Source organism: Bifidobacterium thermacidophilum subsp. thermacidophilum DSM 15837 (assembly GCF_000426425.1).
Taxonomy (GTDB): Bacteria; Actinomycetota; Actinomycetes; order Actinomycetales; family Bifidobacteriaceae; genus Bifidobacterium; species Bifidobacterium thermacidophilum.
Window position 1 is genome coordinate 16,530 of the sequence record NZ_AUFI01000009.1, and the last position, 26,886, is coordinate 43,415.

Genomic DNA, 26,886 nt, shown 5'->3' on the forward strand with positions numbered 1-26,886 from the left:
CTCAGCGTCGGTAGAAGCAGGAGGAGAGGCACGGGCAAGCGCCCGGGAAAGGTCAGCTGACAAGCAATTCCAAGAGCAGGACACGCACCCACGTCTCATCCGCCACTTCCACAAACTAGCTACGCCAAGGACCTCGCCAGCGTCACCAGTTTGGATATGACCACGAACCAGCTATGACTAAGACGCCGCTGGCGCAGTTGCTCGCTAGGAATCAGTGGGAGGAGCCTTTGCCGAAGGCACGCAGCTGAATGCCGTTCCAGTCCTTGCTGACCGTCAACGGAGTAGCGGCATTCATGCCCGCGGTCTGCGCTGCGGACTGCACCGTGCTTGCATTCGGAGCGCCTTCACGACCTGGCTTCGGGCTCAGCACCCACATCGGGCCGTCATCCCCAAGCACCGCGTACGCATCGACAATCGTGTCGGCGAGCTCGTCCTCGTCGTCACCGTCACGCCACCAGATGATGACCCCATCAACCGCGGAATCATAATCCTCGTCAACGAGTTCCTCACCCGTCAACTGTTCGATCTTCTCACGAATCGAATCGTCGACGTCATCATCCCACAGCCATTCCTGCACGATGTCCCCGGAACGGAACCCGAATTCTTCAGCGTTTTGAAATGCCGTTTCAATCACGTTGCACAATATAGCAAGACACGCGAACTTATTGGTTACTTACGGCTGTTTTTGGACACTTTACCTACCAAGTCACCTGCCATGTCACCGCACATCGCAGCTCACACCGTGCAATGCGGCAGGCTGTTCCCCTTGCCTTCACCGATGGCGACAAGCGCCTTGTACGCCTCGTCGAGTGTGGACACCTTCACATCGCGCAGCCCCGACGGCACATGGCCGACAACCTCGTCACAGTTGGACGCGGGAGCAAGGAACCACGTCGCGCCGTCACGCTTGGCACCCTGCATTTTCAGCCGGATTCCGCCAATAGCACCGACTTTGCCGTTACTTTCCATGGTCCCCGTCCCCGCGATCGTCTTGCCGACCGTCTCATCGCGGGCTGTCAGCTTGCTGATTACACCGAGCGTATACATCATGCCGGCGGACGGACCACCGATATCGTCAATATGCATATCAACGTTGACGCCGGAAACATCCACACCGAGTTTCTTGGCATACGCGAGCGCCTGTTTGGTGGCCGCTTTCTGCGACGAGGACATCTCCTTATTGGCTTCCTTATCGTATTCCTCGGAGGTCTGGCCGGGAGTGAACACCGCCTCGCTTGGTAGCACGGTCGTGTCGGGGCGGAAATACATGACAAGCGTCGCGATATTGGGTACCGGATACCCCGGCACGCCAGAAGCGTTGACCGTTACCATGAGTAGTTTGCCCGACTGCTTGTGTGTGCGAGCGCCGGATATCGCGATGATCTGCTTACCTGACGACGTGCCGAGCACGTTACGTGTAGGACCAGGCGTTTCAATCACATACGGACTGGGCATGAGCAGGACAAGCCCGCACAGCAGAACGCAGAACGCGCCTACATAATAGCCGAGGCTGCGTCGGTCGAAATCGTTGCGTGCGCGACGCAGGAACGCTGCGGCGGCTTGAATGGCGCGTGTGAAACTCATACCGCCATACTAGCCAGTCACCTGCCGTCATTGCCATATGCGGGCGGCATGGCAGGCAATTGCCATTGCCAAACGCCGGCTCCTCCACCGACCACCATGAATTGCTGTCCATCACCATCCGCATGGCGGCATTTCACAGCTCTCGCCGCAATCCCCTCACCATCAGCGAACAATGAGGCGGCTGACTGTATCATTAGGGATACTTACGCGCCCACTCTCAACCGAAGGATGGCAGGTCATGGACGAACACGCGATACACCAGTGGCTCATCGATTGTTTTGGCCCGATCCAGGGAGAGATGGCTTGGCAGCAGCTTTCCCAACTGCCGCAGGAGATCCGTGACCAACTGGCGCAGCAGGATCCACAGAAGCTGCCGAAGCCTGACGAAGTGCGGGCGATGATGAAAGCCTTCACAGAAGGCGGGCTCAATTCACTGGCCGAAATGCAGCAGACCGTCGAGCGCGGACCGATCAATGTGAAGCTCGCGGCCACCATCGCGCTCGACCGCGCAAACGACGAATCATCATGGCAATCCGTCAACGCGCAAGACGCCGCCAGCGTTCGGCGTGCCGCCAGCGAGGCGAACCTGTGGCTGGACAGTGCCTGCGCATTCGACCCCGCTCCGGGCGAAACCGAAGTGCTCACCCGTGCCGACTGGGTCAACGGCACGCTTGATTCATGGGCGAAATTCGCCGGGCCAGTCGCATCCGCGATGAACGAGGCCCTGGCATCGGTGGTTTCCGAACGGCTCGGGGACGCGTTCGACGGCGATATCGCAGGCATTTACGCGGGCCCGATTCCGCTGCCGATTCCAGAAAATCTCAAGAATCCGTCACAAATTGTCAAACTACTGGCGAATACGTCATTCGCCATGCAATTGGGCCATGCCGCCGGCGATTTGTCGCATGAAGTCCGCGGCAGTTTCGACCAGGGCGTGCCGCTGCTCAATAATCCGGCGGGCGGGTTGATCGCGCAAAACGCCATTGAATACGCGCGTTCGCTTGATATCGACCAAAGCGAAGTGCTCGCCTTCCTCGCGTTGCAGGAAGAAGCGCATGCCAGGCTGTTCGCTTCGGTTCCTTGGCTTATGCCTCGATTCGAGGCGCTTATCGGCAAGTACGCACGCGGAACACGCATTGATTTGGACGCGATGGAGGAGCAGCTGCGCGATGCGGAAATCATGAACCCGGATTCCTTCTCCGGCGCGGTGAACCTCACCAACGTGGCCATCCCCGATACACCGGAGCAGCGTGAGGCGCTGGCAAGTCTCGAGGAGCTGCTGACGCTCGTGGAGGGCTGGACCGATTGCGTCACGTGGAAGGCCGGCATGGCGCACCTGCCGCATTTGGATCAATTGCGTGAAATGATGCGTCGCGAGCGCGCGGTCGGCGGGCCGGCGCAACGGACTTTCGAATCGCTGCTGGGATTGCAGTTGCGCCCCAAGCGCATCAGGGAAGCGGCGGATCTGTGGGCGCGAATCGACGCGGATTTCGGTATGGAACGCCGTGACGCGAAGTGGTCGCACCCTGATCTGCTGCCGAAACTGCCCGGCGAGCATGCCGGCGACGAAGTTACGTCGGGTGCCACGGCTTCCGGCGCTGATACGGATGCTGCAGGACAGACGGGTGCTCAAGGAGCTGAGAGCACAGGAATCGATTGGGATACGGAACTGTCCAAACTGTTGGATGAGGACGCGCGCAGCCAGAACCAATCCGAAGCGGGGTCGGACGCGGAATCCGCCCAGAACAATCAGCACAGCCCAAATGGCGAGGATGGCCAGAATCCGGGGCATCCGGCCCAGGACAACGGCAATCACATGGATGGCGCCGGTGAGGGGGGCACTGCTCAAGGCGGTGATGCTCAAAGTGGTACCGCTCAAGGCGGCGCCGACAATGGGAATGACACCGGCGAGGACGACTAATTCCTAAGACTCCGGCGACCATAACGATAGACGGGATGATGTTGTCACTTGCGGTCACAGCCCACCGCTTGACCGTTCGGCGGCATCATCCCGTCAAGTCTTGAGGCGTCATCAACCTTTACCTGCCGCAGCTGGTCAGCCGCCGGTCGTCTAAATGCATATGTCGGCAGTCAGACCAGAAAACGGCTCGGGTGTCGCCGTGCGCCCGTATCGCTCGACTGCCGAGCTGCAAACGACAAGTGCAATGTATCCTCAGCACGAGTGACCCCCACGTACATCAACCGGCGTTCCTCCTCAAGCGCTTCACCGGGCGCCGGAGACCCGTACGGCAACAGCCCCTCCGAGCAGCCGACAATGAACACGTGCGGGAATTCCAGACCTTTCGACGCATGAATCGTGGACACCGTTACAGCGGAGGAATCCTTCACAATCCCCTTGGCCTCAAGCAGCGCCGCTTGTTCCTGCGTTTCATCGGCAAGCGGCGACGACTGCCAACCGGCATCACGTCGTACACGGAACCGCAATCCTTGCGCTCGCAACGCGGCACATACATGCTGCTGTTGGGCGTTGATGCGCGTCAGCACCGCGATATCAGACGCCGACACGCCTTGCGCGACAAGCCTTGCAATCCGGGCGGCGACACCCTGGGCTTCCTGCTCGTCGTCATCGTATTGGGTACGAACCACGCGCACCCCCGCACCACGGCCGGATTCCAGACGCAAGTAGTGCTCGCGTTCGGGAGAAGCGGCAAGAATCCGGTTCGCATACCCCACAATCTGCGGGGTCGAGCGATAATCAGTGCGCAAACTGATATCCGCAGCGACAGGCGAGAATTCCTCGGTGAAATGCAACAGGTCATAACTGCTCGCCCCGGCGAACGAGTAGATGGTCTGCGCCGGGTCCCCCACCACGCAGATGTTCCGGTTGTCGCCCAGCCAGCGGGTCAGCAGACGATGCTGAAGCGGCGAAACATCCTGATATTCGTCAACGGTCAGCCACCGGATTGAACGGCGGATGGCACGCGCGGCATCCGCATCATCGTCAATCACATGACACGCCATGAGCAGAATGTCATTGAAATCAATATGCCCTGTCGCCGATTTCTCCTGTTCATACGCTGTATATACGTCAGCGAAACGGTCAGGTTCCAAGCCGATAGGCGGCTGCCGGTGAGTGGCGGCACAAACCCTGCCATAATCGTCGGGTGCGATGAGCTGCACTTTGCACCAGTTGATTTCAGCGAGCACATCGCGTACTGCGGGCAATCCGGTCTGGGTGGGGTCAAGACCTTCCGGATTCACCGTGCGACGCAACGCCCGCGCGGTAAGCTCCTGCGGACGGTCGGTGACATGAGGGAACGGCGCGCCGCAGACATCCGGCCATACGCGACGAAGCTGGTGGAGGGCAGCGGAATGGAATGTCGCCGCGGTCACGTCATCGCCGACACCAAGCGTGCCGAGCCGGGCACGCATCTCGGCGGCGGCTTTCACGGAGAAGGTGACGGCGAGGACTCCTCGGGCATCCCAGGCGCCCGTTCGGCAGCCGTAGGCGATGCGCCGCGTGATGGTGCGCGTTTTACCGGCGCCGGCGCATGCCACGATCCGCACCGGGCCGTCCAACGCCGTGGCAGCTTCGCGTTGCGCATCATCGAGGCCTGCGAGCGCATCATCCTCAACCGAACCATTCATACCTCGCTATTGTGTCAGCCGGCGGGACCGCGTGCAAGCTTGACACGGATGGCGGGATGGTGGATGGTGTCCCTGCTTGGTGTTGCGCATGGCGATTGCGAGCTGGCGCACGGCGGGCGGTGGGAAGCCAAGAGTTGAAGCGGCGCTCAGTTGGAATCTTGGACTATACCCGTTGTCGAATGCCAATCAGCGATTCAGTCCGGGCAGCAGGGCGCAAATCGTCGGATATGGGAGCGCCGACCCCAGGAAATGGCGGAATACCAAGAGATGAGATCCACCGGCTATTCCATGCTAGGACATGTGCCAGGACCAAATCCGAAATCGGCGGCCGAACATGAATCCAGTCCGAGAGACCCGCGGACACGGGAGTACAGGACCATAAGGAATGGCGGAATACCAACAGATGAAGCCCGCCGGCCATCACACGGCAGGGCATGCGGCTGGACCAAATCCAAAATCGAGGCTCGAATATGAATCCAGTCCGCAGAACAGGACACAAACCAGTATGCGCGAGAATGCCGGGCATAGGAAAACGGCGGAATACCAACATATGAAGCCCGCCGGCCATTCCGCGGCAGGACATGTATCAGGACTGAATCCGAAATCGGCGGCCGAACATGAATCCAGTCCACAGAAACAGAACGGAACCCATACATGTAAGGCATCCGACTTGAAAAAAGCCGGAATACCTAGGGAAAGCCCAGCCGAATGACAATCATCGATGCATACCCGGCCGAGCCGGCAGACCGCAATTGAGCCATACCACGCCAAACCGGACTTTACCGACAATCGCCATCAAGTCATTCCATCCATGCCGCGCCCGCATGCCCGTACACGGTTTTTCCGCCCAACATGCCGAATCCTGCTCGATTCAGGCGATTGCCTGTATTACTGTGGAACTGTGAATCAGCGAAGCGATTTTATGCTGGCGGCCTTGGCGTCGGCCGTCATGCCGGACATTTCCGTGGCAGGCGTACGCGCCAGCAACCAAGGCAACGCCACCGACGAAGCCCGAGGCATCGATCATGCCGTCGTACAGGACTCCTCAGGACGCCTGTATGACGTGCATGCCAGCGACACCGAAGCGGGTCGCAAGCATCTGCGCGGGCGTATCAAGGCAGCTCAGGCGCTGCAGCGGGCGAAGGAGCCTGCTGCGCTCGGTTTCGCCGTCGACCGTGTACTCGCCAGCTCCGACGGGGACGACGAGCATGGCCCGACCGGCACGACCGCGGTCATGGTTTCGCCGCATTTCGATGGCATGTCACGGCCACTTGACCTGCTGACCTTGGATGATTGCGCCAGCGTCGGCACGGCGATTGGCGCGATTCACCGGCTCAATCCGGCGTTCATTCCGCAAGAGCATTATCCAGCGTATGCAACCGGCCAAATCAGGGCGCAACTGGTCGCGTGGATCAAGCGTCTCAGGCAAGCCGGGCATATCCCCCAGGAAATCACGTCAAGCTGGACGGCGGTACTCGATACGGATGGCCTGTGGTCGTTCTCCACTTGCCTGGTGCATGGCGGCTTCCATGATGGTGACATTCTGTTCTCCGGCTCGACGATCACCTCGATCGTCAACTGGCAGGATATGCAAATCAACGATCCGGCACGCGATCTTGCATGGATTTTCGGCAAGCTTGACGAACCGCATCGCAATGCGGTGTTGGCGGCATACGGACGGATACTCGGTTCGCGTCTGGATAGCCTGATCATGTTGCGGGCCAATCTGTGGCTGCAAATGGAGCAGGTCGGCGAATTCATTCAGGCGCTCAGCGATGCAGATAGCCAGAAAATCATCCAGTTCAAGGCTCAAGTCGAGCGGCTCGCCCACCAGCTGAGCCTTGCGACCGGATCACGGTCCCCTGCCGCGTCGATTCACCGTTCCGATGGCAAGCCGCCGAGCACCATCACAGTCGGCACTCTGCTGGATGCGGGGGAGCGGCGTGACGCGATGCTGCGCGAGGAAGCCCGACGCAAGGCGGCTGCGCAGGAAACGGACAACACCAATGATGCTTTGGCACAAGCCGGGAACGCCGGCAACGGTGAGCCAGGCGACCAGACCAATGAGACCGACCGCACCGGTTCAGCGCAAATCGCGCGTGCGACCATCAAACGCGACGAGACAGCGGACAGCACGAAATCTTCACCGGCACACGCCGGAAACGCCAGAAACGGTAGCGAAGACACCGGTGACAGCACGGCAAGCCGCCCTGTTACCAACCCGCACAGCGAGGCACCGACGATTGCCATCAAACCACCGAGCTTCGCAATTCGCGGCATCCAGGTGAATAACGCGTCGGGCACCATCCAGACCATCGACGACGACACACGCAGCGAGACAATCACGGTTGCAAACGCCCAGGGCACGCAAAGCGTTGCCCGAGACGATGTCCAAGCCGGAACTGCACACCAGACGAACGATGGCGGCACTGATGCAGCACGCCCGGAGGAAGGTCGTGGAGGGCAGTTGGCACAGCCCTCCGCACGCAGTGCGCAATCAGCGCAGTTCCAAGTGCAGGAAGCGACCCGGCACATTGGGCAGAACGGCAATGTGATCAGCGAAACGCAGTCGTATGTTTCCGCTAGCGTCCGGGTACGCAAAGACGGTGATGCCAACGTCGAAAGGTTCGCCGACAGCGACGCCGAAACCGTGGCGTTCCGGCCCGCCGGGCAGCAGTCCAACGGGCAGGATGACAGGCAGAACGGGCAGTCCGACGACGATGAGCATGCTCCGGAAACCATTCTCATCCCCCTGCTTGAGCGTGAGGAGCGCGCGATGCGGGACGCCCGGGAAAGCCTTGAGGCCGCGTCCCGTCAGCAACGCCACCGCGACGAAGCATCCGATGCTTCCGACAAGCCGCAAGATGCCGGCAATCAGGTGTCTGATGGGCGATCGGACGCTCACGACAACGGTGACGATCACAGCGAACCCGTTATTTCAAGCGGCGCAGACGACAGCCATGGCCATGCCGACCAGGCAGACAAAGCTGATCAGGCCGAGCAGGAACAGCTCAATCAGCAAGACCTCCCAGCCGGGCAACCGACCGATGCCAACCATGACGAAGAGGCTGCCGCCGGGCAGTCCGACACCACGCCGAAAGCGTAACCGCACGCCAACGGGCACAATAGAACACAAGAATCACAGGACATAGCCGCACGACACCCCGGTTTCCTTCCGGGAAGGCACAGGATGGGCGCGCGGATCAACGACAGGAGCAGACATGGACATCGAACTGGGCATCCAGAACGTGGCACGGCCGGTGAGCTTCACTTCCGATGACACCGCCGAGCATATCAGCGCGATCATCGACGACGCGGTCGCCAATGGCAAGATCATCGACCTCGTGGACACCAAGGGACGGCATATCGTGGTTCCGGGCGCGGCGCTCGGCTATGCGCTGATCGGTTCCGAGACCAAGCACGCGGTCGGTTTCGGCGCGCTGTGAGTTAGCGCCGAGGCATGCGGCGCGCATAGTTTCTGGATATACGTGAGCTGCGCAAGGTACGTAATCACACAATTCAAGTAGGCATACGGTACGCATTCTGCTGCAGGGCTGGGCTGCAGCGGGGCCTGTGCGGGGCTTCGCTGATTGTGTTATGCGACCCCCGTTGCGCGGACGGTATTGCGCAGACCGTGGTTGCACAGCAATGACAACAATGCCCGACCTCCTCACCGGGAGGCCGGGCATTGTCATTACCGTACGTTGTCGCCTCGCATCATTGCGTTACGTCGTTGTTTTTCCGCCATCCTGCCGTCGAATTGAATCGGACGTTGGACTTGGGTCGCCACGGACACAGGCACGCCGCCATTGCCCCCGACACTCTGGGCCACGAATCAAATCAACGGAATCGCGCCTCGCTCAACGATGCTCCTGACTGTTTCATCATCGGTCAGGTTCTCCCCCAATCGGTTCGGTTTGCCACCTTGCCCATGCCAATCGGAGCCGCCGGTGACGAGCAGATGGTGGCGTGAGGCGATATCCAGCAGCCGCCGACGCTGCTGGGGCGGATTGCCGCGATGCCACACTTCAAGCCCGTCCAGTCCGGCATCGATAAGCTGCCCGATTTGGTCGTCCGACAACAGCACGGGATTACGACTGGGATCGCCGGCATGCGCGATGACACTGACTCCCCCAGCTTGCTTGACGGCACGAACCACATCGACGGCATCCGGCGACGGAGTGGGAATGTAGTAAGGGCTGCGCGAACCGACAGCGCCGTCGAACGCCGCCGAGCGATCCGGATACGCCCCCGCAGCGACCAACGCATCCGCGATATGCGGCCGGCCGACTGTCGTCTCATCGCCTTCGCGAATCTGAGCGAGCACATCATCCCAAGTAATCGGGTAATCCTTGGAAATCAGCTCGACCATACGCTTCGTGCGCTCAAGTCTGGCTCGACGAAGTTTGGCGAACAATCCGCTGATTTCGCGATTGTGTGGATCGTACTGGTATGCGAGCATATGAACCGACACGCCATCCGCATCCGCCGTCACTTCAGTGCCCCGCACCAGATGCAGGCCGTACTCCGTGGCAGCCGTTGCCGCATCATTCCAACCTGCGGTGGTGTCATGATCAGTGATCGCAACCCCGTGCAGCCCCAATGCGCACGCTTCACGAACCATATCCGCAGGTGTCTGCCGCCCGTCGGAGAAGACGGTGTGACAGTGCAAATCCCACCCCTCGGATGGCGGATTATCAGCGATATGTGCAAGAGTCATATCACCATCGTAAGCTGGATATTCGCAACCGGCCAACGACACGCGCAGAAGCGCGGCGCGCACGGCACATCGGTAATCAGCGTAACCAGCGAGGAAGGCGGCATCGTGAGCGAACAGACGACACCAAAGCCACAACAGCAGCGGAATTCGAGCGCTTCGGCAGAGCAGGACGCGGTGATTCCCGGCTGGCGACACGGCAGCACATGGACGTATCTGATCATGCTGATCGCTTCTGCGTCGGCACTGTTTGTTTCGTTCATGCTGTCCGCCGAGACGCTTCGACTCGCACGCCGGCCGAATCAGCTGCTCGCCTGCGATATCAACAATGTGGTTTCCTGCTCGCAGGTCGCGCAATCCTGGCAAGCGGAGCTGGTGAAACTGGGCGATTTGAGCTTCCCGAACGCCTTCTTCGGCATTGCGGCGGAAAGCGTGTTCGTGACCATAGCAGTGATTGGTCTGGCTCGTGTGCGCGTGCCGCGCTGGTTCGCGACTTGCACGTGGCTCGGCGGGCTTGCCGCGCTGCTGTTCTCCTACTGGCTGACCACGCAGTCGTTGTTCGTGATCCACGCGTTGTGCCCGTGGTGCTTGGCTCTGATGTTCTCGACGACCATCCAGTTCATGGCGTTGAGTCATGCGACGGTTACGGTGCAGGATATCCCCCATGACAAACGCGGTTTGCGCACCTATTACCGTCTGAATTATGACCTGATGGCGGATGTCGTGTGGGTGCTGGCGATTATCGCGCTGATTTTGGTGAAGGACGGCAGCGCAATTTTCAGGTAAGCTGAGCCGTATTCGGCAGTATCGCACGGTTGTCGTCGGGCACATGGGCTGCCCCAATCTCAAGCGTGCGTGCTGAATGCGCCCTATGATTGCTTCCGCTCGTTGCGAGGATTAGAGGAGCACACCAGGCGAGTTACAGCAGATTGATGCGACCGACCAGCGTCGCCGAACCGGTGAGGAACACCCGGTCGTCGTGGACATCAACTTGCAGGGTGCCGCCGCGCACGGTAATCGTCCAATGGTGGATGCCGGTTTTGGCCAACAAGGTGATGCCTGTGGCGCACAACCCGGTTCCGCATGACAGGGTCTCCCCTACTCCGCGCTCGTTGACGCGCATAGTGGCCTTGCCGGTATCCGTACCGGTGTCTTGGGAATCGATGCCGACGAATTCAGCGTTCTGATCGGACCCCAGCACCGGAGCCACCACCGGTTTGGTCGCAAGATCCAGCACTTCAACCGCTGGCAGGGTGGATTCCCCGTCTTCAAGCACGCTGACCACGTGCGGATTGCCCATATCCACGAATGTTCCGCGGGCGGACCCGTCAGTCCCCGGAATCATCACGTTGAAAGCATCCGTCTCCCCGCGTTTCCACGGGCCCATGTCCACGCGGAACACATCGTGACCGCATGGGGCCATATCGCCGAGCGAGACGAGCGTTTTCACCCCAGCACGGGTTCCCAGACGAAATGGCTCGCCGCCTACACCTTGCGCATATCCGAGCCGTTGCGCGAACAAGGCCGTAGCACGCGTACCGTTGCCGCACATTTCAGCGAGGGAACCGTCCGCGTTGCGGTAGTCCATAAACCATTCAGCGCCTTGGGCATGAAGGTCTGCGGCGGTATCAGCGGAAACGTCTCCCACATGCTCGGGGTGGGTCAGGCGCAGCAGGCCGTCTCCGCCGATGCCGAAATGCCGGTCGCACAGGAAACGGATCTCGTCTGCCGTCGGCTCGAATTCACCGTCGGGATCGGCGTATATAACGAAATCATTACCGGTGGCGTGCGCTTTGTATACCGTGTGTGGAATGCTCATGCCATCACTGTAGCGTTTCGACGCGAGGATTGCTGACAGCGCATCGCATGGCGGGCGATGGGGATGTTAATGAGCATAGACAGACGAGAAGCACTGCAGCGTCGGGTGTCACAACGGTTGCCAGTCGGTAATCTCGGATGACGTGAATTTCATTCACAGTCCCTGTGCCCCGCGCCCATCGCAATGGTTGCCACAATCCAACAATCGAGAAGCGAGCAACTTCAGGAATACGACATACCGCTTATTCATGGTTGGCAAGTTTCGCCTTGAATTTGTACACAATCATGACGACTTCGGTGGCCCCTGCCGCAGTAACGGTCATCGCCGTGCCGTCCGGGAACAGCGAGGCAGGCAACCCAGTCGCCTGGACACCCTCGACGCACCAGTCCTCCTGAAGAATGGTATGGCCGGAGCCATTGGCATCCTCCACCCCGATACTCACCGGCTTGTTCATGGTCTGTTTGCACATGAACACCGCGTAATACATTTCATCGTCGGCAACGTCTTGCGAAAATCTAATGGAACCGTTGCCCCGGAACTTGCGCGAACCGACCCCCCGGGAGCAGACGGTCCAGCAGTCATACCACAGTCACGCGTGTTTGAGCTCGCCGTGCTCCTTGCTTTGCGCGTGCATCACACCGATCTTGCGCGCGTACCAGATGAGTGCAACCGCGCCGGCGAGCGCTACAACGATCAGCACCAGCACTGATGCACTGATACCAGTTTTCGCCAAAACCCCTGCGATGCCACCGGGCGTTGATGTGGCAGTCTTCTTGGCATCGGAAGACGCAGCACTTCTCTTGCCGTTGCTCGTTGTGGCGGAAGACGGAGCAGCCGTCGCAGCGGCGTTCACCGTGCCTTTCGATGATGTCTTATTGTTTGGCGCGTTTTCGCGATTGACCATCGCGTCAGCGGCGATCTTGTTTGTCGCCGCTTGGGCGAGCGCGGCTTTGGCCTTCATCAACTGTTCCTTGCTCTGCGCTAATGTCGCAGCACTCTTGACAAGCTTGGCATCGGCATCGGCCTTTGCTTTGGTGGCATCTGCCAGTTCAGCTGCTGCCGCACGCAGCGCGGGCGCGTCGGCGTCCCTCTGGCTGTCCGCAGCGCGCTTGGCAGCCAGTGCCACATCATTGGCGGCTTGTGCGGAATCACGATTCTGCGTTGCCTGCTGCAATTGGGTATCCGCCTGCTTGACGGCATCGCTGTCCGCGGCATTGTTCCGCCTGACTGCGGCATCATTGGCCAAAGCCCTCGCATACGCAGCTTCGGCACTTTGTAATGCTGCAGCCGCGCTTGCCAACGACACCGCGGCTGCGGCGGCCTGCCTCTGCCCTGCGCTCGCGCTGGCAACCGCTTTTGATGCGGCAGTCACACGCTGTTGCGCGGCATCTGCGGCTTGTTTCACATTCTTGTTGTCAGTAACTGCTTGATCATAGGCGCTCTGGGCCTCGGTCAAGTCATGTTTCGCAGATTCATAGGCGCTGTCCGCGGCTTTGGCGTTGCTCTTCGCATCTGATGACGTGCTCTCCGACGACACACTCGATAACGGCGGAACTTCAGAGGTTCCCTTGCCTGCCTTCTCTCCGAATCCCGCTGCGAACGCAGTTCCCGGCAGCATGCACGCCATGGCCGCGACAACCGCGATAACGTACCTGATGTGCTTCATCTTTCCCCCTATCACTTGCCGGCGAGAATGTCTTCACCTGGCAATGTCCTGCTCTGCCACTCATTATGGCCCGGATACGACGACATCCGAAAGCCGATAATTCGACATTATCAATGCGACACGCCCAGAGTTTCACTGTATCGAAGGTATTCTCGCTACATGCGAAGCCGGGTTCACCCATCTGCGCATATCCATGCGCTATTGTACCGAGCGGCACCGTCCAATCCGCCCATATCATCAGACGTCAATTACAACACGCCGTTGGGGAACGATGCTACTATCTGCGGTAGCGCGTGCAGTTCGGATTGCGGACACGCGGCATCGTCGTTGAATGAATCGTTGAGGAGGAACCATGACTTCCACTGCACCGATCGGCGTGTTCGATTCCGGGTTGGGCGGCATCACGGTTGTGCGTGAAATCGCGAAAGACCTGCCAAATGAGCAAGTCCTGTATTTCGGCGATTCCGCAAACGCCCCGTACGGCACGAAAACTCCCGAACAAGTGCGGAAACTCGCATTCGCCATTGTCAACAACTTCATTCGCGAAGGCGTCAAAGCCGTGGTCATCGCCTGCAATACGGCGACATCCGCCGCGGTCGATGCGCTGCGGGAACAGTTCGCCATCCCGATTATCGGCATGGAACCGGCGTTGAAGGTCGCATGCGACCGTGGGCACGGCGTCCCTCAGCATGTCATCGTTGCCGCCACCCCACTGACCTTGCGTGAACAGAAGTTCGCCAAACTCATGGCTCGGTTCAACTCGACCAACGTCATTTACAAACAGCCTTGCCCGGCGCTGGTGGAGATTGTGGAGCACGGGCAGCTTGACGACAGCGAGCTGGTCGAACGCACGCTGCACGGGTATTTTGACGGATATGACCTCGAGACGATTGATTCCGTGGTGCTCGGCTGCACGCATTTCCCGTTCTTCCGCGATTACTTCCGTCGGCTCATGCCCAGCAGCACGGCGATCATCGACGGAAACGTGGGAACCGTGAACCATTTGCGCGTGGTGCTCGAAGCGCTCGGCCAGCTCGCCCCCGAAGATGCGGAAGGCACAATCGTGCTGTCCAATTCGGACCCAAGCGAACGGATGACCACGTTGATGCATCAACTGTTGACACGGTAGTTATCAACCAGTGAGCCGCATGGCGGCCGGATGGCCGGATGGCCGGGGCAGTTGCCCAGTCGTATCGGACGGGCCGCAACGGCTGTCTGTCTGCTGAACGAAGCATCTGTCCGCTATGCGATCAGGCAGTCGCACCACGGGCAGATAGCCCGGGCAATCGACGAAACCGCCGCCATATCACCCGGCCGTGCAACCGCGCAGCCGCACCACAAGCAGATAAGCGGCGACACCAGCCGCAACACCGTGGTCATCAGTCGGCCCACCACATACATCCCGATGCACCACGTGCACCTCCATGCGCTCCTATGCGACACTTCAGTATCATCTGCCCGGTTTCCGCCATCGGTCGTCACTTTGTCCACGCGTCACCCGTAAGCTCGCCAATATGCGCGCATGTCAAGCATGCGCCCGGTGAGATTACCAGGTGTGAGGGAGACGAAATGGCAAAAACGGCGCTTATCGATGTCGGCGGAGGGTATCGTGCGATTTTCGGGGCAGGCGTCATGGACCGGCTCATGGAAATGCACATCGACTTCGACCACTGCTACGGCGTCTCCGCGGGAAGCACCAACATGGTCGGGTACATCGCGCATCAGCCCTACCGCAGCCACAAGTTCTACACCGAGTACGCCAATCGCAAGGAATACGCAAGCGTTCAAAACTTCAGGAAGAACCATAATTTCGTCGCGCTTGACTACGTGTACGGCACGCTGTCGAACCATGACGGCGAGTATCCGGTGGATTTCGAAGCGTTCGAGGCGAACCCGACGGGTTTCACCGTCGTCGCATGCAACGCCGAAACCGGTCAGCCCAAGTATTTCGACAAGTCCGATGTCCATTTCGATGATTTCGACATCATGAAGGCCTCTTCTGCCGTGCCTGTGGCCTGCGAACCGTACGTGATTGACGGGGTCCCCTATTTTGACGGCGGCATCGCCGACCCCATCCCCGTGCAGAAAGCCATCGACGACGGGTACGACCGGGTCGTGGTGATTCTCACCCGGCTCAAGGATGTGCTGCGCGAGCAGAAGAAAGACATCATGCCCTCGCGCATCTTGGAACGCACCTACCCGGCCGCAGCCGACCGGCTGCTCAACCGGTACCAGACGTATAACGACGAGGTGGCGCTGGCCAAACGGTACGAGCAGGAAGGCAAGGCGCTGATCATCGCACCGGAATCCCTGTACGGGCTGTCCACGCTGACCAAGAAATTCGAGGGGCTGGAACGCATGTACCGTGCCGGGTATGCCGCCGCCGAGGCAATTCCGGAGTTCCTGGAGAGCTGAGCGCTGCGAATCCTGATCACGCCCGGCTGATGGAGGCCGATTTGGCGGGTTGGTGACGAAAAATCCTGACAACCCGCCAGCGCAATCTGGAAGGCGAGGCACCGGAATCAACAACCATGGAATCGGCCGCCCCGCAATCAGCTGACCCGAAATAGGCGCGAGCGAGGCGCCGAGTCTGACGCGGCACACGCCGGCACACACCGATACACATGAATCGGCACACATGACAAGTGGCGGGTTCCAGACATCACAAGCGTCTGGAACCCGCCACTGGCAAGGAATCCGCGTCGCGCCCGAATTTGAGCGAGGGCGCGGACATCCGTGCTCTGCACTAATTGAGCGGAGCCATACCGGCCGGGCGCGCGGAAGCCGCTGCCGTGGACGCAGCAGCAGCCGCATCGGACGGGACTTCGCTGGCGGTGAGCATGGCCTTGGTGACCTGCTCATACAGATCCTGATATCCGCCAGGTGTGGAGGCAGGCAGCACCACGGTCTTCGCGTTGCGGGACTCAGACAGCGAGCGCATCACGTCGAGGTACTGGTTGAACAGGACCACATTGTTGACATCGGCGATATTCATGCCGACGGCCTGCAGGCTCTTGATCTGGTCGACGATGCCGTTGGCGATTTCACGGCGGTAGTTCGCCTGGCCCTCGCCCTGCAGGCGGGTCTTCTCGGCTTCTGCTGCGGCCTGGGTTTCGATCTGGATGCGCTGTGCTTCGGCGCGCTGGCGGGTGGCTTCCTTCTCACGCTGGGCGGCGTTAATGGAGTCCATCGCGTTCTTGACCTGCGGGCTCGGGTCAATCGCGGTGATGAGGGTCTTGACGACGGTGAAGCCGAAACGGCTCATTTCCGTGCCGACGGTCTTCTGCACGTCGGCGGCGACATCGTCCTTGCGGGCGAATGCGTCATCAAGGGTGAGCGCCGGAATTGCGGAACGCAGGGCGTCCTCCATGTAGCTGCGCAGCTGGCCGGCCGGATCTTGCAGCTCATAGTATGCCGTGGCGACGGATTCCGGAGCCACACGGAACTGTGTGGAGGCGACCACGGTGACGAACACGTTGTCAAGGGTCTTGGTTTCCAGCTTCACATTCAGCTGGCTGACCCGCATATTCGTTTTCATGGCGATGCGGTCGACAAACGGGATTTTCATACGCAGGCCCGCATACTGCACCTTATGGAACTTACCGAATCGTTCGATGATATAGGCCTGCTGCTGCGGGACCACGTACAGCGCCGAGCACAGCAAAAGCAGCACGATGACAATCAAAGCGATAGCAAACGGCATGGGGGATTCCTTTCATCCGATTCCGCGCAATCTTTGCGCGAACAGCCGTCTCCATCGTATCAGAAACTGAACAGAATGCCGGAATCCGGCCATTTTCAAGACACGCTTCCCAAAAGCTGAGAGCCGGCTATCGATTTTTGCGAACGCAACGCCACCACACGAAAGCGTGCAGGTTGTTAGGGTCAAAGACAATCAACGCATTCACACTGACTGCAGCCATCTGCGGTCACACAGCCATACCGCACTGCCGGATGCGGCGCGCATCATCGCACCGTGACGCCGGCACGCCGCATGTCCCATCCAAGGAGGTTCCGCATGCCACGTATCTTCCAGGTCAGCGTTCCGTCCCTGCGGGTCACGCTGTCCTCCATTTTCCGCAAGCAAGGCTTCAATTCGACTGACGCCTTGTATCTGGCCGGCACGCTCATCGACGCCGACCAGAGGGGGATCAGCTCGCACGGCACGCAGCGCATGGCCATGTACGACGCGAAAATCCGACATCGGATCATCGACCCGCACGCACGCCCCGGCATCGTGCGCAGCAAAGGGGCTAGCCTGCTCATCGACGCCCACGCGGCCATGGGCCAACTCGCCATGCGTGAGGCGACCAATCTGGCCATCGGCCTGGCACAATCGCACGGTGTAGGTCTGGTGACCGTGCGCAATTCAAACCATTTCGGCACCGCCGGGCAATACGCGCGCAAAGCCGCCGATTCCGGGTTCATCGGTATCGTCTCGACGAATTCCAACCCGATCGTCGCGCCAACACACACCGCCGTCCCCGCCCTAGGCAGCAACCCAATCGCCGTGGCCGCCGGATACGGGGACGACCAGCTGGATTACGACGCGGCGACCAGCACGGTGTCGCTCGGCAAAGTCGAGGTGCATGAAAAGACCGGCACGCCCATCGACGCCGACTGGGCGGTCGACGCGCGCGGAACCGTATCTCACGATCCGGCGGCCATTATGGACGGCATACGTTCCAATCCACGCCGGGCTGCTTTGACCCCGCTCGGCGGGCCAGGCGAAAACGGCGGCGGGTACAAAGGTTACGGCCTGGGGCTTGCGGTCGAACTGCTCACCGGACTGCTCGGAGACGCGCCCGCATCCATCGACTTGAAGGGCACGCGCATCAGCCACAGCATCCTCGTGATTTCCCCGGAAGCCTACGGAGGCAGCGATGCGCTTGCCGCGCGGGTCTCCCAACTCGCCAAACGCCTGCGTTCCCTGCCCTCCAGCGACGGGCATCCCGTGCTGTTCCCCGGCGACAAGGAACGCGCCGCAATCGCCCAGCACCACGACAGTGTGCCGATCGACGACGTGACCTACCGGCAGGTGCGGGATATCGCATGGGGGCTGGATATCGACGAACCGCAGATTGTGCGGGTTGAGGGGGCGGATGGGGATGGTTATCCCACCACCGACAGTGGGACAACCATCGCGAACGAAACCGAAGACACCGGCACAACAGGCGATCCTACGCACCACAGCAGCGAGACCGCAACCGCATGGACAACGAGGTAACGATGAGCACACCAACGACATTAGAAACACCAACGACGACGGCAACCTTCGCTCACGACGAAGCAAATCCCGCACATCCAGCTGGCCCCGCCAATCCAACCAAGCTCCCCGACCTCACCAGCCATACTGGGGAGATTCTTAGCCACCCGTCCCCCGACCGGGTCATTCCGCAGGCCATCGCACATCTTGCCCCATCCGCGATTCGCGCCTTCGATGCGGAAGTCTCCCGGATTCCGGACATCATCAAGCTCACATTGGGCGAACCGGATTTCCCCACCCCACAGTTCATCAAGCAGGCCGCCGTGCGCGCATTGGAAGCCAACCGCACCCACTACGCGCCAAACGCGGGAACCGAAGGCTTGCGAACCGCCATCAGCGCGTACCTCTCAAGGCGCCGCGGATTTGGCGTCCTTCCGGATCGCATCATTGTGACCACGGGGGCAAGCGAAGCCCTCAGCAGCACACTCGGCACGCTCCTGGAGGCGCCGGGGGCAGAACTCATCGAGTTCACGCCGGCATTCGGTCAGTATGCGTCACTCGCCCGCATCCATGGGGCGAAACTCACTGCTATCGACACTACCAGCAACGAGTTCCGACCTGATCCTGCAGCCCTTGACCGTGTACTCGGCCAGACCCGTGGACCTGCGGTTGTTGTTCTCAATTCGCCGTCGAACCCGACAGGCACAGTCCTGAACGAGGATGAGCTACGCGATCTCGCGCGTGTCATCGACCGTCATGACGCCATCGTGGTCAGCGACGGAGTCTACGCGGAAATCAGTTTTGAAAACCGGCCGGCGCCTTCCATCGCCAAATTCATTCCGGAACGCACCGTCGTCATCGACAGCGCATCGAAAACGTACGCGATGACCGGCTGGCGCCTAGGCTGGCTCGCCGCGCCGGAATGGCTCACACCGGCGATACTCAAGTACCATCAGCTCGCGGTCTCCTGCGCGGCCACGTTCAGCATGGACGCCGCTCAGGAAGCTTACGAGCATGGGGACGACGCCATTGATGAGATGGTTGAGGGATACCGGCGTCGCCGGGACTTCCTTGCCGGGGCGCTCAACGCCGCCGGATACCGGACCGTAAACCCCCAAGGCGCGTTCTACCTGTACGTGAGAGCGCCCGAACGGTATGCCAACGGTCTGGAATTCGCCCGTGATCTTGCCCAACGTGCCAAAGTCGCCGCGATTCTCGGCACAGCCTTCGCCGCCGGCCCCTCACCATACGTGCGATTCAGCTATGCGGCAAGCCTGGACACCCTGCATCAGGCTGCGGACAGGATTCGCGCGTTCGCCGATAGGCAGGACAACAACCGCCAGGACCGTTGACCCGACACACCGGTCCGTACACTCCGGACCCGGCAATCGCCACACGGCAACACGCCACATTACGTACATATCAACCTCATACCGAAAGATCATCATGACATCCATCGTTTTCTATCACACCCTGCCTGAAGAGCAGCCGTTTGCCGAACAGTGGGCCGAGGAGCACCACGTTGACGTCACCTGCTTCCCGTTCGAGCTGACCGATGAAACACTGCATACCGTCGATGGCTTCGACGGAATCTCCTATAAACAACGCTTCCGTCCCAGCAACAACCCCGATTTCTATCGCAAGCTACACGATGACTACGGCATACGCCAAATCGCGCTGCGCTCCGCCGGTATCGACTCCATCGACGTGAAAGCCGCCAACGAGCACGGCATCCGCATCACCAACGTCCCCTCATACTCCCCCAGCGCGGTCGCTCAGCTTGCACTCACCCACATCCTGCAACTGCTCAGACATGTCCCCCAATACCGTGAGCGCAATACGCACCAGGATTTCGCAGCCACCGGTCTCATGTCCCGGGAACTGAGCGAATTGACGGTCGGTATCATCGGTGTCGGTCGCATCGGTTCGACACTCGCGCGGATGCTCCACGCGCTCGGCGTGACCGTACTTGGCAACGATATCCGCGAACGAAACGACCTTGACGGCATCGTCACCTTCACTAGCAAGGACGATCTGCTGGCACGAGCCGACGTGGTCAGCATGCACACGTACCTTGACGAGACCACCTACCATCTCATGGACGCGCACAGGTTCGCCCAGATGAAGCCGACGGCGATTTTCATCAATGCCTCGCGCGGACCCATCGTGGATACGCAGGCGTTGATTGACGCCCTACAACGCCATGAAATCGCAGCAGCCGGGCTGGACGTAATCGAAGGTGAAGCGACACTGTTTGGGCATACGCTCAAACCGGGCGAGCCGACCGGGAATCCGGCGTATGACACGCTCGCCGCGATGCCGAACGTCGCCATCACCCCGCATATTGCGTTCTTCACCGACATCGCCGTACGCAACATGGCCCAGCAGTCGCTCAACGACGCGCTCACCATCATTCAAGGCGGCACCAGCGAACACGAAATCCACCTCGACTGACCTTCAACACAATCCGGCACATATACACGGGCAACATCCATATCCAGCAATGAGAAAGAGAGCACGATGACCGACACCGCACATTCCAAGAACGACACAACATGGCGGATCCGCCGCATGACACCTGAGGACTACGACGACGCATACGCCCTGTGAGATCGCACGCCCGGCATGCATCTGCACTCGCTCAACAACACCTACGGGGGCATCGTGCGTTTACTTGATGCCAATCCCAACACCTGTCTGGTAGCGGTCGACGGGAATGACTCCATCGTCGCGACCGCCCTCGGGGCTACCGACGGGCGGAAAGGGTACCTGTACCACATCGCCGTCGACGAGCAATGGCGCGGCCAAGGCATCGGCAGCACGCTCGTCCACCGCATCGAAGACGCGTTCCAAGCGGTCGGCATCGTCAAAGTCGGTATCCTCGTCGTCGCCGATAATGAGGACGGCAAGCGGTTCTGGAAACATCAGGGCTGGAAGACACGTCCGGACGTGGTGTATTTCGACCACGATCTGTGAGCCGGGCAACCCGCAAGCAACCAGTGGCACAACCGCTCATCCGCGAACGCTTCAGGAAAGGGTGGCGATCACCGACAACTGCCGGGGTTCGCCACCCTTTCCTTGTCTGTGGCACAAGTTCATTATCCGTGTCCCTCGGCGCGCCACATGATATGCCCGCGATAACCACCGTTGATATCCCCCAGTTACTTACTGCCGCACCACACTGTAACCGGCGATAACCGACACCGATAGCAAACCCGCGATTGGCCTGCGATGAGCCAATAGACTCGCAGCAATACATCATCAACAGCGCCACAGCAATGCAACAACCACAGCACTGCCACTGCCGTGACGCTCTCCACCAAGCCGCGAAGGAGGTACCCGTGGGCAACGCGATCATCGAAATCACCCAACTGAGCAAACGCTACGACACCCCCGAAGGCGCATACACCGCACTGCATGACGTCAACCTGAGCATCGAAGAAGGATCGATCTTCGGAATCATCGGACTGAGCGGAGCCGGAAAATCAACGCTCGTCAGATGCATCAACGGACTTGAACCCATCTCCGGTGGGACAGTCAACGTGCTCGGCCAATCCGTCCCTGACCTGTCTGCCAAGCAGCTGCGGCAACTGCGCAAATCCATCGGCATGGTCTTTCAACAGTACAATCTCATGCCATCACGCACTGTGGAAGGCAATGTGGCACTTGCCTTGCGCCATTCGGGGCTCAGCTCCGCGGAAAAGCGCGACAAGACACGCAAACTGCTCAGCCTGGTAGGACTCGAGAAGCACGCCGAATCCCACCCTTCACAACTGTCCGGAGGACAGCAGCAGCGAGTCGCCATCGCCCGCGCGCTCGCCAACAACCCGCGTATCCTGCTGCTTGACGAGGCGACCAGCGCACTCGACCCGGACACCACCAAAACAATCCTCGAACTTGTCAAACGGCTGAATCGTGAGCTGCATCTGACCATCATCGTGGTCACCCACCAGATGGATGTCGTCAAATCCATCTGCTCGCATGTCGCCGTCATCGATCATGGGACCATCGTCGAACAGGGTGAAGCCTTTGACGTATTCGCCAATCCACAAGCCGAACTCACCCGTCGTTTCGTCGGCGACTACACCGGGCTCAACCATGTCATCGAAACCCTACGCTCGCAGGGCACGACGGCGGGGATTGATCCAAACGGCCAGCTTATCCACATGAGCTACGCGAACAAGACCGTCGCCGAAGGCCTGGTCTCCGCGATCACCGAACGATTCCACGTCATCGTCAACATCCTGTTCGCATCGCTGGATATCGTCGATGGCTATCCGCTCGGCAGCATCGTCGCCCAATATTCCGGCGATCCGGAACATATCCGCCAGGCTCTGGACTACTTGCGAGACAAAGGAATACGCATCACCGCCGTCCAAACCGATAGCGAAGAGAACACCGTCGAGAGCGCGGCCACAACCACGGATGCAGCCTCAAACACAACAGCATCCACCCCGAAGGAGCATATCGCATGACCATATTCGAGCAATTGTTCCCACACGTTTTCGAAAATCCGGATGTCTTCGTCCAATCCATTCTCGAAACCCTGCAGATGTTCCTCATTGCGACCCCGGAATGGTTCATTCTCGGCATTGTCTTCGGACTGACGCTCGCACTGACCAAGCCCGGCGGCATGTGGGAGAACCGGGCGGTCTTCCAGTTTCTCGACAAGCTGACGAATCTGTGCCGATCCATCCCGTTCGTCATCATGATCGCGCTGCTGTTCCCGCTGACCCGGCTGATCAGTGGCACTGCGATCGGCGTCAGGGGCGCGATTTTCCCGCTCATCGTCGGTATCACCCCATTCTTCTCCAGACAAGTCGAATCCGTGTTCAACGGTCTCAACCCCGTGCTCATCGAGCCCGCGCAGGCGATGGGACTCGGACCGTGGTCGATCATCTGGAGCGTCTACCTGCGCGAGAGCATCTCCGCACTCGCACGGGTTACCACCATCACCTGCATTAGCTTCAACTCCGAAATCGCCGTCATCGGCGCAATCGGGGCGGGAGGGCTCGGCGACTACGCCAACCGGTATGGATTCGAGCGCAATCAGCTCGACATCACCGTCGCCGCCGTCATCACGCTGCTGGTCTTCATCACCATCATCCAGACCATCGGCACCATCATAGGGAGGAAGAATGAACACTGAACACCGTATCCGCCGCAAGGCGATCGCCGCGATTCTCGCTGTAGTCTCCGCTGCTGGCCTGGTCGTTTCCACAAGTGCTTGCGGATCGTCGTCCGCGGGCACCACGACCGTCAAAGTCGCGTTGACCACCGCCACCGATGAACCACTGTGGAAGCTGGTCAACCAGAATCTTGAAAAAGCCGGATCGAAAGTCCGCGTGAAGACCGTGGCCATGAAAAGCGCAGTGCTCGGCAATCAAGCCCTTTCCTCGGGCGACGTGGATCTGAGCGCCCAGCAGCATTATGCCTTCCTCAACGGTGAAATCAAAGAGAAAAAATACAAGTTCACCGTGATTGGCGAATCATATATCAGCCCGCTAAATATCTATTCGAATTCCATCAAGAAGATCTCACAGCTGAAGAAGGGCGACAAGGTGCTCATTCCCAATGACGTCACCAATGGCGGCAGGGCGCTTATTGTACTCCAGGAAGCGGGAGTGATCAAGATTGATCCGAAGAAGAACAATCCGGCGAATGGTGTGTATCCTGCCGAGGAAGATATCACATCGAACCCGAAGAACATCCAGATCGTACCCACCGACCGCAACCTGATCATGAGCTCACTGGATGACGCGGCCGCGGGCATCGCGAACGCGAACGCCGTCGTGGATTACGGCAAGAGCATCAGTGACGCGATTTTCGCGGTGAATCCGGATCCGAAGAAAACGGTCAACAAGCCGTGGATCAACGTAATCGTCGCCCGGACCGCCGACAAGGACAACGCGAATTACAAGGCGATTATCAAGGCCTACCAGCAGGCGAACGTGCGGTCTTATATGAAGAAGGACTCCAAGGGAGCTGAAATCCCGGTGTGGTGAGCCGAGATAAAGACTCTTGAAGCGCAAGACGCGGGGGTGTCGCTGAGGTTGAACTCGGCGGCACCCCCGCGTTGTTGGTGTGATGGCAGTGGCCATGCCTGCGACAGCAGTAGCTACGGCAGGTAGGGTTCGGTGTTCTGCCTTTGGTACGTGGGGACAGATGGCATGAGGAGCACGATGCGAGGATTCACTCACACAACGACAGACTTGACCACTTGACCCGTCCGGCAGACAGATTGGCCGAATCCGCCATCGGCGATGATGCACCTCTCCTCCTCAGCACACACCCGTTCGCGACACACAAACCCCACGTCCCGCACTCACCCGGTTTGACATATACGAAACCGTTGTAAGCATGTTGGTTATCGTTAACCCGTGCTTACATGCCCCGGTCGCCCGGGGCAGCTCCAAGTCTCACGGCACTCTCATGCCCGCTTGGTTCGCGTTTCACAGGGGTCTGCGTCGCCTCGGACGAGCCGGGTCGTCTTACGTCCCCTCCACGCGCGTTTAAAGTCTCCGGGGCACTCCCGGCGACCATGATATTGATGGCCGCGTTCAGGTCGCGGTCCATGGTCAGGCCGCACCCGTCGCAATGGTAGACGCGTTCGCCTAGGGACAGTTTGGCTTTCACTGTCCCGCAGCGGTGGCATGTCTTGCTGCTTGGATACCACCGGTCGATGACATGCAGTCTCGTGCCGGCGCGTGCGGTCTTGTATTCGAGTTGGCGGCGGAATTCGGCGAAACCCGCGTCGAGGACATGCTTGGCGAGCCTGTGGTTGCGGGTCATGCCCCGCACGTTGAGGTCCTCGATGCTGATGTCGGGGTAGGCAGCCGCGAGCCATGCGGTGAGTTTGCCGATACGGTCGGCGCGTTGCGCGGCGATACGCGCGTGGATGCGTCGCACGCGGTCCAATGCTTTGTACCGCCGGTTCGACCCGCGCCCGTGGTTCGTGTCCTTGTCGCGGCGGCTCAGCGTCTGCTGGGCGTGGCGGAGCCTGTGCCGCGCGCGGACATACCCGTGCGGGTTGGGGAGCACGGTGCCGTCGGACAGGGTGGCGAGTGTCTTGACGCCCAGATCCACGCCCACCGGGTAGTCGCGGCGGCGCGCTTTCCTCGCGGGATGGGCGCCGGGCTGCTGTTCGACGGTGAGCGCCGCGTACCATGCGCCGGCCCGGCGGCTGACGGTCATGCGCACGATACGCCTGCCGTGTACGAGCTTTGCGGTGTCCTCCATGCAGTGGACGCGCCCGATGCGCGGCAGGCGCAGGGCTTTCGGGTCGCCGTCGATGAGCCCGAAGCTCCCGGTCGTGTACGCGAACCGCGGGATGCTCGTCCTCTTCGACTTGTATTTCGGCCAGCCCACCCGACGCCCGCTGCGCCGGCCCTTGCGGCTGTCCGACCAGTTCCTCAACGCTGGGAGAGCCATTCGAAGGCGCTGTTGTACGCCTCCTTGCTGTTCTCCCGCCACCATGGGGCGATCTCGTCCTTCCATTCGTTCCACCAGCGGCGCATGGCGTACATCGTCCAGTCCGGCCGTTCGCCGAGGGACAGTTGCCGGCAAATACGGGAGAGCATGAGGTTGTACGCGAACCGGGCGGCCCCCGCATGGCTTGCGAGCATCCTCTCCTGCCGGGGCGTGGGGTCGAGCCTGACCTTGACGGCCTCATACGCGGTCATCGCGTATCGCCTCCAACGCTTGTTCCGCGCGATGCTTGGCGGAGCGGCGCCCGTACAGGCGGGCGCAGAACGAGGTCAGCACCTCGGTCATGTCACGGACCAGATCGCCGTCGAGTTCGGTGTCGTCCACGATGACAAGCCTGCGCCCGGATGCTTCCAACGCGCTTTCGACGAGTCCCGCGTTCATGCGGGCGAGCCGGTCACGGTGTTCCACGATGAGCGTGGTGACGGTCGGGTCCTTGAGCAGGCGGTTGAGCTTGCGCCGCCTGTCGTCCGTGCCGGACCCGATCTCGGTGACCACTTGCACGTCCTTGACGCCAAGGTTGACGGCGAACGCCTTGAGCCGGTCGGCCTGACGTTGCAGGTCGGCCTTCTGGTCGCTCGATGAGACGCGCGCGTAACATACGGTGCGCCCTGCGGCCATCGGGCTGGGCGTGGTCTCGTAATTGGGGTCGTGGATGAGCCACATGCCCGTGGGCGTGTGTTCCACCGGGACGGGCATCCTGCCTTCCCGGCACCACTTCCACACGGTATACGGGTTGAGGTGCTCCCGTTCCGCCCATTCACGAACCTGCATGTCAACAATGATAACATATGATAAGC

22 protein-coding genes and 1 pseudogene are annotated in these 26,886 nt (G+C 60.2%); 13 read left to right on the top strand and 10 right to left on the bottom strand.

The window, feature by feature from the left end; genetic code table 11:
- Window positions 1-211: 211 nt before the first annotated feature.
- On the bottom strand, window positions 212-643 hold the full coding sequence (locus tag K315_RS0105635; protein WP_420796742.1) for a DUF3052 domain-containing protein: 432 nt from the start codon (window positions 641-643) through the stop codon (window positions 212-214).
- A gap of 92 nt (window positions 644-735) precedes the next feature.
- A complete protein-coding gene (locus K315_RS0105640; protein WP_029576570.1) occupies window positions 736-1,584 on the bottom strand; it encodes a YlbL family protein in 849 nt (282 codons plus the stop codon).
- Between the two features lie 238 nt (window positions 1,585-1,822).
- On the opposite strand from K315_RS0105640, the gene K315_RS0105645 reads away from it, so the two are divergent.
- Entirely contained in the window at window positions 1,823-3,505 is a 1,683-nt protein-coding gene (locus K315_RS0105645; RefSeq protein ID WP_029576571.1) for a zinc-dependent metalloprotease, read from the top strand.
- A gap of 170 nt (window positions 3,506-3,675) precedes the next feature.
- Here the strand turns inward: K315_RS0105645 and K315_RS0105650 are convergent, their stop codons facing one another.
- Window positions 3,676-5,193, bottom strand: a complete 1,518-nt coding sequence (locus K315_RS0105650) for an ATP-dependent helicase (protein WP_029576572.1) — start codon at window positions 5,191-5,193, stop codon at window positions 3,676-3,678.
- Window positions 5,194-6,115: 922 nt separating this feature from the next.
- Here K315_RS0105650 and K315_RS09995 point away from each other — a divergent pair.
- Window positions 6,116-8,299 (top strand): phosphotransferase, encoded by a 2,184-nt coding sequence (locus K315_RS09995; RefSeq protein ID WP_029576573.1) that lies wholly within the window; start codon window positions 6,116-6,118, stop codon window positions 8,297-8,299.
- 115 nt (window positions 8,300-8,414) lie between these two features.
- Entirely contained in the window at window positions 8,415-8,639 is a 225-nt protein-coding gene (locus K315_RS0105660) for a DUF3107 domain-containing protein (RefSeq protein WP_015450064.1), read from the top strand.
- 389 nt (window positions 8,640-9,028) lie between these two features.
- Here K315_RS0105660 and K315_RS0105665 read toward each other — a convergent pair whose 3' ends face one another.
- Window positions 9,029-9,913 (bottom strand): PHP domain-containing protein, encoded by an 885-nt coding sequence (locus tag K315_RS0105665; RefSeq protein ID WP_029576574.1) that lies wholly within the window; start codon window positions 9,911-9,913, stop codon window positions 9,029-9,031.
- Between K315_RS0105665 and K315_RS0105670 the strand changes: the two genes are divergently transcribed.
- On the top strand, window positions 9,899-10,696 hold the full coding sequence (locus K315_RS0105670; RefSeq protein WP_152571489.1) for a vitamin K epoxide reductase family protein: 798 nt from the start codon (window positions 9,899-9,901) through the stop codon (window positions 10,694-10,696). The genes K315_RS0105665 and K315_RS0105670 overlap by 15 nt on opposite strands.
- A gap of 133 nt (window positions 10,697-10,829) precedes the next feature.
- Here the strand turns inward: K315_RS0105670 and dapF are convergent, their stop codons facing one another.
- The 3 genes from dapF to K315_RS0105685 form a co-directional block, all read right to left on the bottom strand.
- A complete protein-coding gene (gene dapF / locus K315_RS0105675; RefSeq protein WP_029576576.1) occupies window positions 10,830-11,729 on the bottom strand; it encodes a diaminopimelate epimerase in 900 nt (299 codons plus the stop codon).
- A 241-nt stretch (window positions 11,730-11,970) separates the two neighbouring features.
- Entirely contained in the window at window positions 11,971-12,198 is a 228-nt protein-coding gene (locus K315_RS0105680; RefSeq protein ID WP_152571490.1) for a hypothetical protein, read from the bottom strand.
- A gap of 120 nt (window positions 12,199-12,318) precedes the next feature.
- On the bottom strand, window positions 12,319-13,395 hold the full coding sequence (locus K315_RS0105685) for a hypothetical protein (RefSeq protein ID WP_029576578.1): 1,077 nt from the start codon (window positions 13,393-13,395) through the stop codon (window positions 12,319-12,321).
- Window positions 13,396-13,747: 352 nt separating this feature from the next.
- Between K315_RS0105685 and murI the strand changes: the two genes are divergently transcribed.
- On the top strand, window positions 13,748-14,524 hold the full coding sequence (gene murI, locus K315_RS0105690) for a glutamate racemase (RefSeq protein WP_029576579.1): 777 nt from the start codon (window positions 13,748-13,750) through the stop codon (window positions 14,522-14,524).
- A 440-nt stretch (window positions 14,525-14,964) separates the two neighbouring features.
- Complete coding sequence (locus tag K315_RS0105695; RefSeq protein WP_029576580.1) at window positions 14,965-15,810, top strand: patatin-like phospholipase family protein; 846 nt, start codon at window positions 14,965-14,967, stop codon at window positions 15,808-15,810.
- Between the two features lie 331 nt (window positions 15,811-16,141).
- Here K315_RS0105695 and K315_RS0105700 read toward each other — a convergent pair whose 3' ends face one another.
- On the bottom strand, window positions 16,142-17,098 hold the full coding sequence (locus K315_RS0105700; RefSeq protein ID WP_029576581.1) for an SPFH domain-containing protein: 957 nt from the start codon (window positions 17,096-17,098) through the stop codon (window positions 16,142-16,144).
- Window positions 17,099-17,413: 315 nt separating this feature from the next.
- Here K315_RS0105700 and K315_RS10000 point away from each other — a divergent pair, with 315 nt between their 5' ends.
- The 7 genes from K315_RS10000 to K315_RS0105735 all read left to right on the top strand — a co-directional run bounded on the left by K315_RS10000 (window position 17,414) and on the right by K315_RS0105735 (window position 24,606).
- On the top strand, window positions 17,414-18,622 hold the full coding sequence (locus K315_RS10000) for an Ldh family oxidoreductase (protein ID WP_029576582.1): 1,209 nt from the start codon (window positions 17,414-17,416) through the stop codon (window positions 18,620-18,622).
- Between the two features lie 2 nt (window positions 18,623-18,624).
- Entirely contained in the window at window positions 18,625-19,953 is a 1,329-nt protein-coding gene (locus K315_RS0105710) for a pyridoxal phosphate-dependent aminotransferase (RefSeq protein WP_052316556.1), read from the top strand.
- A gap of 94 nt (window positions 19,954-20,047) precedes the next feature.
- The gene (locus K315_RS0105715; protein ID WP_029576584.1) at window positions 20,048-21,055 is read left to right on the top strand and encodes a D-2-hydroxyacid dehydrogenase; all 1,008 of its coding nucleotides are present in this window, start codon (window positions 20,048-20,050) and stop codon (window positions 21,053-21,055) included.
- Between the two features lie 171 nt (window positions 21,056-21,226).
- Window positions 21,227-21,577, top strand: a complete 351-nt coding sequence (locus K315_RS09535) for a GNAT family N-acetyltransferase (protein ID WP_202962327.1) — start codon at window positions 21,227-21,229, stop codon at window positions 21,575-21,577.
- Window positions 21,578-21,942: 365 nt separating this feature from the next.
- Window positions 21,943-23,076 carry a methionine ABC transporter ATP-binding protein gene (locus tag K315_RS0105725; RefSeq protein WP_052316557.1) on the top strand — a complete coding sequence of 378 codons (1,134 nt, stop codon included), beginning with the start codon at window positions 21,943-21,945 and terminating at the stop codon, window positions 23,074-23,076.
- Window positions 23,073-23,750: a methionine ABC transporter permease gene (locus K315_RS0105730; RefSeq protein ID WP_029576586.1), complete on the top strand. Its 678-nt coding sequence runs from the start codon at window positions 23,073-23,075 to the stop codon at window positions 23,748-23,750. The genes K315_RS0105725 and K315_RS0105730 overlap by 4 nt, the downstream gene beginning before the upstream one ends.
- Window positions 23,740-24,606, top strand: coding sequence for a MetQ/NlpA family ABC transporter substrate-binding protein (locus K315_RS0105735; RefSeq protein WP_029576587.1), 867 nt, complete (start codon window positions 23,740-23,742; stop codon window positions 24,604-24,606). Before K315_RS0105730 ends, K315_RS0105735 begins: the two co-directional genes overlap by 11 nt.
- Window positions 24,607-24,985: 379 nt before the next feature.
- On the opposite strand, the pseudogene tnpB reads toward K315_RS0105735, so the two are convergent.
- Window positions 24,986-26,283: pseudogene (gene tnpB, locus K315_RS09540) on the bottom strand (IS607 family element RNA-guided endonuclease TnpB).
- Complete coding sequence (locus K315_RS0105745; RefSeq protein ID WP_029576588.1) at window positions 26,270-26,860, bottom strand: IS607 family transposase; 591 nt, start codon at window positions 26,858-26,860, stop codon at window positions 26,270-26,272. The pseudogene tnpB and the gene K315_RS0105745 overlap by 14 nt, the downstream one beginning before the upstream one ends.
- Window positions 26,861-26,886 lie beyond the last annotated feature (26 nt).